Annotated in this window: 2 protein-coding genes and 1 pseudogene; 2 read left to right on the top strand and 1 reads right to left on the bottom strand. The window is 43.8% G+C overall.

Annotated elements, in window-relative coordinates:
- Nucleotides 1-193: 193 nt before the first annotated feature.
- A pseudogene (locus tag PHO70_08635) lies at nt 194-429 on the bottom strand (cation-transporting P-type ATPase).
- Nucleotides 430-776: 347 nt separating this feature from the next.
- On the opposite strand from PHO70_08635, the gene PHO70_08630 reads away from it, so the two are divergent.
- Together PHO70_08630 and pgk are read left to right on the top strand one after the other, a co-directional pair.
- Nucleotides 777-1,001, top strand: a complete 225-nt coding sequence (locus PHO70_08630) for an STAS/SEC14 domain-containing protein (GenBank protein ID MDD5433025.1) — start codon at nt 777-779, stop codon at nt 999-1,001.
- A gap of 153 nt (nt 1,002-1,154) precedes the next feature.
- A complete protein-coding gene (gene pgk / locus PHO70_08625; GenBank protein ID MDD5433024.1) occupies nt 1,155-2,378 on the top strand; it encodes a phosphoglycerate kinase in 1,224 nt (407 codons plus the stop codon).
- Nucleotides 2,379-2,619 lie beyond the last annotated feature (241 nt).

The following is a 2,619-nucleotide window of genomic DNA, read 5'->3' as shown; positions in this document are numbered from 1 at the left end:
ATAAATAAGTCAAAAGAAAAGCAGCCAAAAATCTCTACTGTTCCTATCAATCACAGAAATAGGCACATTCCTATGACCGGGACATACTTCAACGATCGGGTCTTTGCAAGTACTCAGCGCGGTCTTAGGCCATAGACATGATAGCAAAATCGTTAAGTGAAGCCAACAATAATATCACTATGGCCGTTACTAGATAAAAGTTGAAGATGCCGTTCATGAGCAGAAGCAAGAAAATAATTGCAAAGTCGTCCCAGCGGATTAGTATTGCGGAAAGAATAGTTGCAGCCTCAATCATCTAGGCGATAGTCCCCCCAAAAAATAACCCAGAAATTTTATAAGCGGATTGACTTTCTTCTCCAAAATTTCATTTGGGCCATATTGTTGGAGTCTTGATTCGCTTCTGGAGTAGATAGAACACTTTCGTTTGATGAGAGATTAATTCATTAAATATGCTTTTCAGGCTTCATCGGCCCTGATGATAGAATCCATACTTAAACCACGCCACCAATATATATTTTTGTTTCCAAGTTATATTGAAGTTTTCAGCATTAAACGGGCAATGAGGTAATAGAACTATTGAACATTCCGACAGCAATAAGTAGTTTCTAATCATATAGAACGCTAAAAATTTAGAGGATGACAAAATGATAGAAAGATTAGCTGATAGTTCGGGAAATGTGATAGGATTTAAATGGATTGGAAACATTACAGCCTCCGACTACAAAACAATGGTGCCGGAAGTCAGAACCTTGGTGTAAAAGGAAGGTAACATTCGTTTGTTGTTTGACCTGAGCGAATTTAAATGGGAGAAAATGGAGGCATGGCTACAAGATCTGAAATTTGGATCAGAATTTCGTCATGAGATCCAAAAAATGGCCATAGTCGGCGATAAAACCTGGGAGAAGTGGATGGCACATCTGGCCAAACCCTTCTATGCTCGTGACGCTAAATTCTTCCATACTGCCGATATCAACAAGGCTTGGTCTTGGCTTCGAGAGTGATTTATAGAGTGTAAAAAAAGGAATGATATAATATTCCTATTTGTACATAATACAAAATCAGCGATTTACGTGCCAGATTAGGGCGAAAGATGGTTTTCCTCCCTAGAATGATATTGACTAGATATCGACTTGAATTGTCAACAAGAGGTAGACATGTTGAAGGATTATCTGACGATGGATGATGTCGTACTTGACAATAAAAGAGTACTTGTAAGGGTGGACTTTAATTCACCCATGGATGCTAAGGGAAACATCCTGGACGATAGAAGAATTAGGAGTCATTTAGGTACGCTGCGATCCCTGGAGCACTCTAGGGTAGTTCTGATGTCTCATCAGAGCCGGCCCGGAAAGAAGGATTATACCACCCTAGAAGCTCATGCAAATCTGGCAACACAACTTCTAGGTCGCGAAGTGGCCTACGAGGACGACTTATTCAGCACTTGCGCAAGAGATGCTTTAAAGTCTCTCGAAGAAGGTGAGATCTTGCTCCTCGAGAACACTCGCTTTTATGCCGAAGAGATGATGAACCTCACCTCCGAAGAGCATGCCCAAAGTCACATGGTTAAGATGTTGTCTCCACTTTTTGATCTCTTTGTGAATGATGCCTTCTCAGTTTCTCACAGATCGCATTGTTCGGTAGTAGGGTTTACAGGGGTTTTGCCTAGTGTTGCTGGCATCCTAATGGACAAAGAAATTATGGCTTTGGACAAGGGTTTGAAGACTCACGATCACCCAACGATTTTTGCCTTAGGTGGAACTAAGGCGGACGACTCGATTAGGATGATCCTTAACGCTCTCAAACGAGATGCTGCAGATAAGATCCTAACGTCTGGCGTTGTGGCCATTGTATTCATGATCGCAAATGGCACAGACGTAGGCGATGTTAACCGGAAACTTATCTTGGACCAGAAGTATTCGGATTTGATCCCCATCGCATCAAAGCTGCTTAAACAATATCCCGGCAAAATCGATGTGCCCGTGGATGTAGCGCTAGACAAAGACGGAGAGCGTGTAGAAGTAAAAGTGAACAAGATACCGAATGATCTGGCCATTTCCGATATTGGTTTGGAGACGATCTCAAACTATTCTATGGAACTGAAGGCGGCCCATGTAAGCGTTTTTCACGGTCCGACTGGCATTTTCGAGCTGGAGAAGTTCAGGACCGGGACGGAAGAGCTTCTTAAGGCTGCAACCAAATCGATCTACTCCATTGCGGGAGGGGGGCATACTGCAGCTACCATTGATCAACTCGGCCTGGAGTCAAAGTTCTCCCATGTAAGCATGGGAGGTGGTGCGAGCATAACTTATCTCTCTGGAGAGCCTCTAGCTGGAATCGAAGCTCTTAAGAAGGCTGCAGTCCGCAGCGTTAAGGCTTAAGTGGTCTATGGGCTGCGTTTCCTCTGCAGAAGTGCCCTGGCGCCAGATAAGATCGAATCTCTCCATTGTATTACTACTTAGTAGATCGGTCGCTTGGTGCCCCTAGATAACCGGAGAAGTACTCGGATTTTATCCGCGCCTCAGGGAGCCCCATCTAAGTAAGCATAGCCAACGTCGCATCTACCATCGGCCTTGGACCGCATGTGTAAAAGACACGCTCTAAGTAGTCAGGCACTGTTTT

It is taken from the genome of Candidatus Omnitrophota bacterium (assembly GCA_028715415.1).
In the GTDB taxonomy this organism is placed as follows: Bacteria; Omnitrophota; Gorgyraeia; order Gygaellales; family Profunditerraquicolaceae; genus JAQURX01.
Note: the sequence above shows the minus strand (reverse complement) of the source record. Positions and strands in the feature narration are given on the sequence as shown.

Bases quoted from the DNA above. Each gene is read 5' to 3' on its own strand.
- pgk (MDD5433024.1), top strand. From the start codon at position 1,155: ATGTTGAAGGATTATCTGACGATGGATGATGTCGTACTTGACAATAAA.